Source organism: Microcoleus sp. S13_C5, from assembly GCF_036700845.1.
GTDB lineage: Bacteria > Cyanobacteriota > Cyanobacteriia > Cyanobacteriales > Microcoleaceae > Microcoleus.
The window spans coordinates 67,416-75,091 of sequence record NZ_JAUBPR010000016.1 but is presented as its reverse complement, the minus strand read 5'-3'; the positions used below and the strand labels follow the sequence as shown (position 1 = coordinate 75,091).

7 protein-coding genes are annotated in these 7,676 nt (G+C 48.7%); 2 read left to right on the top strand and 5 right to left on the bottom strand.

Annotation, left to right across the window (positions count from 1 at the left end; all coding sequences use genetic code 11):
- The 3 genes from QUA04_RS07135 to QUA04_RS07125 form a co-directional block, all read right to left on the bottom strand.
- Window positions 1-441, bottom strand: a 441-nt coding sequence (locus QUA04_RS07135; RefSeq protein WP_333255182.1) for a hypothetical protein, incomplete at its 3' end; no start/stop codon positions are given.
- Window positions 417-2,399, bottom strand: a complete 1,983-nt coding sequence (locus QUA04_RS07130) for an efflux RND transporter periplasmic adaptor subunit (RefSeq protein ID WP_333255180.1) — start codon at window positions 2,397-2,399, stop codon at window positions 417-419. The genes QUA04_RS07130 and QUA04_RS07135, both read right to left, overlap by 25 nt.
- Before the next feature lie 397 nt (window positions 2,400-2,796).
- Complete coding sequence (locus tag QUA04_RS07125; protein WP_333255178.1) at window positions 2,797-3,246, bottom strand: hypothetical protein; 450 nt, start codon at window positions 3,244-3,246, stop codon at window positions 2,797-2,799.
- Window positions 3,247-3,718: 472 nt separating this feature from the next.
- On the opposite strand from QUA04_RS07125, the gene QUA04_RS07120 reads away from it, so the two are divergent.
- Both QUA04_RS07120 and QUA04_RS07115 read left to right on the top strand, forming a co-directional pair.
- Window positions 3,719-4,915 carry a sensor histidine kinase gene (locus tag QUA04_RS07120; RefSeq protein WP_333255176.1) on the top strand — a complete coding sequence of 399 codons (1,197 nt, stop codon included), beginning with the start codon at window positions 3,719-3,721 and terminating at the stop codon, window positions 4,913-4,915.
- Between the two features lie 247 nt (window positions 4,916-5,162).
- Window positions 5,163-5,801, top strand: a complete 639-nt coding sequence (locus tag QUA04_RS07115) for a response regulator transcription factor (RefSeq protein ID WP_333255173.1) — start codon at window positions 5,163-5,165, stop codon at window positions 5,799-5,801.
- A 116-nt stretch (window positions 5,802-5,917) separates the two neighbouring features.
- On the opposite strand, the gene QUA04_RS07110 is transcribed toward QUA04_RS07115, so the two are convergent.
- Window positions 5,918-6,541, bottom strand: coding sequence for a precorrin-8X methylmutase (locus QUA04_RS07110; RefSeq protein WP_015179019.1), 624 nt, complete (start codon window positions 6,539-6,541; stop codon window positions 5,918-5,920).
- A gap of 163 nt (window positions 6,542-6,704) precedes the next feature.
- A complete protein-coding gene (locus tag QUA04_RS07105; RefSeq protein ID WP_333255171.1) occupies window positions 6,705-7,511 on the bottom strand; it encodes a TPM domain-containing protein in 807 nt (268 codons plus the stop codon).
- Between the last annotated feature and the right edge of the window lie 165 nt (window positions 7,512-7,676).

The window sequence follows — 7,676 nt, the reverse complement described above, 5'->3', positions numbered from 1 at the left end:
AGAGGCTCTGCCTCGCCTGGGAAATGGAGGCAGAGCCTCCGGATCGGCATTACCAGGCTCCAGCCTGGTAACGAGTAATGGGGCATGGGGCCTTTGACTGGTTCCCAGGCTCCAGCCAGGGAATCCATATCCAGAGGCTCTGCCTCGCCTGGGAAATGGAGGCAGAGCCTCCGGATCGGCATTACCAGGCTCCAGCCTGGTAACGAGTACAGCGCCAGATAGCAGAATTGAGCAGAACGATCGCCCTAGGGATTCTTGCGCGATTGACTGGTTCCCAGGCTCCAGCCAGGGAATCCATATCCAGAGGCTCTGCCTCGCCTGGGAAAATGGAGGCAGAGCCTCCGGATCGGCATTACCAGGCTGGAGCCTGGTAACGAGTACACCGCCAGAAAGAAGAATTGAGCAGAACGATCGCCCTAGGGATTCTTGCGCGATTTCCATGACTTATTTCCCGATGAATTAGAGTCGCCGCCAGATTTTACATTAGTTTCTTTGGCTCCAGATGTGTCTGAATTATTATTGCCTTTAGTGGTATCTGAATTATCTTTAGCATCCGCTGCGGTTTTAATGCGAATCTTGCTACCATCAACCAGATTTGCTTGTCCGTCGGTGACAACTTCATCACCCGCATCCAGACCTTTTTGGATGACAGTTAAGCCGTTGATTGTATTGCTGACAACTACAGGCACATTTTCCACTGTATCGTCTTCTTGGGCGACAAATACGAATTGTCCGTTCGGCCCTGTCTGTACAGCTTGTGAGGGAACAACAATCGCATTAGGTTGTTGACTTAATGTTAGAGTTGTGTTAACAAATTGACCGGGGAAAAGTTTGCCATCTGCGTTATTAAAGTCGCCAATCAGTTGAATTGAGCCAGTGGCATTGTCAACCGTATTGTTCACAAATGACAAGGTTCCCGATATCGGACGATTGTTTCCAGCAAAGGTGACATCAACTTTAAGTTTGCCGTTATCCGCGTATTTTTGGATTTCTGGGAGGTTGGATTCAGGAACGGAAAAGGCAACTTGAATAGGATTAATTGTGGAGATTGTCACCAAGGGTTTGTCGGTGCTTGGTTGCACCACATTGCCGACTGTCACCAGAATATTTCCGGCACGCCCGTCGATCGGCGCATAGACCTTGGTATAGGATGATTGCACCTGAGCATTTTTCAAGGCACCGCCGTCTGCACTCAACCCAGCTTGAGAACCCTCGATCGCAGCCCGATCGCCTTCCACGACAGCCCGAGCATTGTCAATCCCCACTAAATCGCTTTTCACCGCCGTCTCAGCATTCTCAATCCCTACTAGATCGCTTTTCACCGCCGTCTCAGCATTGGCGATCGCCACTTCATCACTTTTAACGGCTGCCTCAGCATTGGTAATCCCGATGCGATCGCTCTTCACCGCCGTCTCAGCATTGGCGATCGCTTGCTGGTCAAGATCCACCGTTGCCGCAGCGGCTCGGCTGCTGGTAGCGTATTGTTGGGCTTGGTCTTGACTGATTACTCCTTGTTTGTAAAGCTCTGCATACCGCTGACTTTGGGCTGCGGCATATTGGGCTTGAGCTCGATCCTTGGTCAAAGTGGCGATCGCTTGCTTGACAGCGCCTTGGTCTTTTTCCAGAGTCATTCTGGCTTGTTCGACGACTCCTTTGTCTTTAGCAAGAGTCATTCTGGCTTGCTGGACAATTCCTTGGTCTTTTTCCAGGGTGGCTTTGGCTTGCTCGACCATTCCTCGGTCTTTGTCAAGGGTTGCTCTAGCTTGTTCGACAACTCCTTGGTCTTTAGAAAGGTTGGCTGTGGCTTGTTGCACCTGTGCTTGGCTTTTTGCTACGATTCCTTGAGCTTGCTGGATCGAGGCAGTTTGAGAGCGATCGTCGATCGAAAACAGCAGTTGTCCTTTCTTAACTTCTTGTCCTTTCTTGAAATAAACTCCTGTAATCCGCCCGCTAGCTTGTGCTGTCACCGAGACAGTAGAACTCGATTGCACGTTGCCGATCGCTTGCAACTGTATCGGAACCGTTTTTTTCGTTACTGTTGCCACTGTCACCGGAGTCACTTGGAGTCTACCGCTGCGGCTCGGTTTTTCCGCTTTAGGAGCAGTCGATCGGGCCCAAACCAAAAATCCCAACCCACCCACCAGCAGCAACCCCAGCAGAAACAGCGCAATTCGCCCTTTCGCCAGCACCTTTTCCGTCGGTTGTTTGGCTGCAACACTTTCCGCCGGTTCGCTCTCCGGCAATGTTGGAGTTTCCTGAGAAACTTCAGGGAGAGCGTCTTTTGGAGTTTCACCAACAATTTCAACGTTGTGCGTCGGTTGCTCGTTCAGCTTCAGATTTTCGTCAGAAAGTTTAGGGCGAGTGCCATTCCGACTTTCACTAATAATTTCCTCGATCATCACAAACCTCCTTTGTAACTAACATCTTGCACTCTTCTCAAAAACAGGCTTTCCGGCCTGTTATACAAAAGATAAATTTTCTTGTGGAACAGGCATCTTGCCTGTTCATAAAAGGCTTATTGACAATGGTGCAAAAGGTGAGCAACATCTCAGTTTTAACTAACATCTTGTATCATTTACAGCAGATTCCACGTTAATAAAATACACCCATCAAGCGTTCAATCGCTGTAGGGAAACGGCACTGCCGTGTCCTCTATCTTTGCTAAAAAATGCTGTATTCTTCTCAAGAACAGGCAAGATGCCTGTTCCACAACAGATCAATTTTCTTGTGGACTAAGCCGGAGAACCCGCGCAACTCCTGTATCAGTTTCGCCCTGCAAGTTGCCCAATCAGAACGTTATTGCGAGCTTGTTTGAGACTGCTTTTGCCCCCGAGGATAAGCAGCCTTGAGAATTCCTTTAATTTTTGTCTTTTGTTCGGCGGTGAGATTTAGCTCGGACAAAGCTTTCCGCATTTTTTCACCTCCCTTGACTTTAGTTTCCAACTGTTGTACCTGCTCGGGAGTCAACTCCGCTTCGACTTGTTTGCGAAGTTCCTCGCGTTTCTGTGCGCGTTGTGCATCCGTTGCCTTCGGTTGCGCTGAACTTGGAGTTGCAGTCGCCGCGACAGGTTGAGCAGTTTGAGTGGAAGCAGAATCCGCCTTCGCTTGGTCGGAACTTACTGGATTGGTCGCCGTCGTGTCAGGTTGGGTAGCTTCGGAGACTTTAGATGGCGTACAAGCAGACAAACCGCCTACCAAAAGTGCACCGACGAGGACAAATGCTCGTGCGATCGTTGTTCTTTTCATGATTTACTGCGCCTAATTAACCTTCACCACCAAATCTTATCGGCTAAAATCAGCCAGCGCATGACCCAAGACTCCTAACTTGACCAGTCAAAAAGCACTTTGCGGTTGTGACTTTTTTCCTAGTCCCAAAACCCAAAATCAGTCTAAAAGGCTCTAGCGTGATCGTTGGCAGATTCGCTAAGCTGCTACACATAACTTGTCTGTTATGGCAAAAGGGGAGCGCGGGAGAGCGGGAGAATGGGAGAGTGGGAGAGTGGGAGAGTGGGAGAGTGGGAGAATTGCTCAATGACCAATGACCGATGACCCATTCCCAATTCCCTCAACATTCATCCGTTAAATCCCGATTCACTGCGCGTTGCCTTCGGCCTTCTGAACCTAAGGGGGTAACGTGTTTTTTGACTCCAAGATACCTTCTACAATTAGGTCAGCGACCTTGCTTGAATCGCTCCAGCTTTTGATGGGGAAAAGTTCTATGATTCGCTTGACCTATCCGTCCTTTCGCTTGTTGCTTTATTTGGAGTGGCTGCTGCTGGCGACGGCAGCATTGATGGAAGTGCTGCATCCGTTTCAGTCGCTCTGGTCGCTGCTGTTACGGGTTGGCGCGATCGCACTTTTCGGCGCGATCGGGTTGCGTTTGCCAACAGTTCGGTTAGGTAGAAAAGTTTTATTTACAGCCCTAGAATTTGGCTTGATTTTGCTGCCAATTGTCCAGGAAGGGTTATCTAGCCGATCGAGCTTTTTGCTTTTTCTCGTGCTGCTGATGCGTAGTTGTATGATTTTCCGTCAGCCGGGGCAGGTGACAGTCTTGGGTTTAGCCCTGCTTTCCTATAGTTCGCTACTGTTATTAAAACCTATTTTACCTGAAAAAGTAATTGCAACTGTTTGGGAATGGCGATTTAGCAATGTGTTATTATTTGGCTTGACATTAGTGTTCGCTTTATTGTTAATTAATGCGTTGATTGCGGAACGCCAAAGCCGAGAGCAATTAGAAATCGCTCACGATAAATTAGCCATAACTCACGAACAACTGCGCCACTATGCACTGCGAATTGAAGACCAGGCAACTTTGCAGGAACGCAATCGGATTGCCCGTGAAATCCATGACGGACTCGGACACACCCTCGCGGCTCAAACGATTCAGCTCAATAATGCACTATTGTTCTGGAAATCGGAGGATGAGAAAGCGCTGGAGTTTCTGAAACAGGCGAAACAACTCGGCTCGGAAGCTTTGTTAGAAATTCGCAAATCTGTTTCGGTGTTGCGATCAAATCCTTTGCAAGGATTGTCGCTCGAAAGTGCGATCGACAAACTTCTCCAAGACTTTCAGCGCATGACTGCGATCGAAGTTTCCAACTCGATTCGCTTACCAGTTCTGCTATCTCAGGAAATCAATACAACACTTTACAGAATTGTGCAAGAATCGCTCACAAATATTCACAAACACGCTGATGCAACGATGGTGACAGTTGGGTTGCAGCAACACGCAGGACAGATTTATTTGTCGATTGCTGACAACGGCAAAGGCTTCGACCCTGCACAAAATACCACTGGATTCGGACTCCAGGGAATGCGCGAACGAGTGGCCGCAGCGGGCGGTCAATTTGCGATTTACAGCAAGTCTGGAAACGGTTGCCGGATTTCGGTTTCTTTGCCCTGTCAAAACATATAGAAATCAGCGGTTGAAACCGCATCTATACAAACTTTCGTTCCTCTCTAAAAGAATGAATAAATGATAATGCAGTGCGATTTTTTTCTCGCGCTAATTGATGCGAGGATTGTGATATGATATCATTTCCGGTAACACCGGAATGATGTTGACGGTTGACGGTTGACGGTTGACGGTGAACAGTGAACAGTCAACAGTGAACAGTCAACAGTGAACTCGAAATTACTATTCCGATGCTAACGGATTTGATATGATTCGGATTTTGCTAGTGGACGATCGCCATATTATTCGCCGGGGAATCAAGAGTATCCTGGAATGCTATTCTGATATGCAGGTAATTGGTGAAGCTGAAAACGGACAGGAGGCTATCGCACAAATTCCCCTTCTACACCCCGACATTGTGCTGATGGATATTCGGATGCCCGTGATGGATGGCGTAGCAGCAACCGGGGCGATCGCCCAATCTTATCCCGATACAAAAGTGCTGGTTTTAACCACATTTGATGACGATGAATATGTCAGCCAAGCAATGCGACTTGGCGCAAAAGGCTACCTGCTCAAAGATACCGAACCCGAGGAACTTGCGTTAGCGATTCGCGCTGTTTATAAAGGACACACGCAACTCGGCCCCGGATTGTTTGAAAAAGCCCTGATGACTCCTGCTGTAACTAATCCAACGGTTGTTTCTCCGCCAGAATTAGAGCAACTCACGCCCAGAGAATTAGAAGTGTTGCGTTTAATAGCTTCGGGCGCGAACAACCGAGAAATTGCTCAAACCTTATTTTTGTCGGAAAACACGGTAAAGAACTATGTTACGAATATTTTGAGTCGGTTGAATTTGCGCGATCGAACTCAAGCCGCGCTGTTAGCTCATTCACTCTTCAATTAGGGACTTATCGAGCCCTGAAAGTGGCAATCAAAGTCTTGCTCAGAGACAGATTTAGCCACTTTATTACCACCATATTTTTTACACCCACCCATCCGCGCCAGTAGCACACAAAATCATCAACTGTTCCCCTCTTGGCCGTAAGCTTGCCAAGCCAAATCCACCAGCCCGTTAACAATAGCCACAGCCACCACCGCAGAGCCCTTGCGGCCCTCAATCCGAATATGAGGAATCATCGAATCGTGCAGCCGCGACTTAGCCACGTCAACCCCCACAAACCCAGAAGGAGTCCCAATTACCAAAGCCGGTCGAATTTCCTCCGATTCAATTAAATCTACGATCGCCGACAAAGCAGTTTGAGCCTGGCCCACCACAAAAATCCCTTCAGGATAGCGTCTTGCCAAAGTTTCAATCCCCCAAGCAGCCCGCGTCCTTTCCTTTTGGGGGCGTGTCAAAGCCTCCATCGAACAGTAAACCGGATTCGCAAAGGTACTTTGAATCAAGGGCGTAATGCCTACCTGCACCATCGGCACATCTACCACGATCGTAGTCCGAGCAGCCAAAGCCGCCGCCCCAGCCTGCAAAGCCTGATCGGAAAAACTAATTAAAGACTTGTACTCAAAATCAGCAGTCGCATAAATCACACGGCGGACTATTTCGTACTCCGCCGCTGAAAAACCGTGGTCGCCAATTTCGTTATCGATTAATCCCAGACTCTGGGCATCGCTTACGTGCCATTCCATTTGTTGGATAGCTGTCGCCTGTGAGTTGTCAGGTATCAGCTTACCAGCTTTTAGTCATTTGTTGACTGTTGACTGTTGACTGTTGACTGTTGACTGATGACTGTTGACTGATAACTGATGACTCTTGACTGTTGACTGGCAACTGGCAACTGCCAACTGACAACTAAGTTTCCGACGATGAAGAAGATTTGCCCAACACCGGAGTCAGGAATGCCACCAAAACTCCGATCGCAAAACCGGATACATTGCGAACCACAGGCAACCAGTCAGAAGTCCGAGTCACCACAGGCCCAAGTCCGAAAGCAAAAAACAGAATGCCCCACAGCGGCGAAAAAATCAGCGCCCACTGCCAAGCCACAACCTGTCCAGGCTTCCGAGGTTGAGCCGCAAACCCGCAGATGACGCCGCCAAGCACCGACGTAATTAAGGTCAGAACCCACTGTTCCCTCGGCAAACCGGGAACCACGCGGCATCCGCCCTGACGCAAACAGCCCTGTATCGACTCCAAAGATTCAATAATCGCTCGATCTTCCCCATTGTCCCGCACAAAAAATTGATTACCGTAGCGGGTTTGCAGTTCCACCCAAAAAGTGCGCGGCAGCAGTGGATACAGCGAGTCGCCCACATTAAAATTAAGCAAATTGCCGCCTCGGGGGTCAGCAACTAGCAACACACTCTTGTCATCTAGCCCCCAATAACTTTTGACCGCCAAACCGGGCGTGCGATCGTACTGAGTCAACACTCGCAGTTTCCAGCCGGTTTCGGCTTCAAATGCCTTTAAATTTTTTGCCAAACTTTCTTCTTCAATATCCGTAAGGGCTTTAGCTAAGTCAATGATCGGCGTCTGAGTTGACGGCAACAAATCGGGATTATTGAAAGCGTGGGCCGCAGGTGCGATCGTCCACACGGACAAAGCCAGAAAAAATGCGGCAACAGAGGCTAGAAATTTTCGCGGGAAAAGCTGTGACATAGGAACTTATAATCCGGGTCTTAATTGTGAATGCTAGCTGGCGGTCTTAACCAGAGGATAAGAGAAAACTCATATTTCTTTACAATTATTTACTTTACAGGAAGCCGAGACCAACGGGAAGGGTTCGGGCAAGGAAAGTTTTGGACACTCAACCGTCAACCGTCA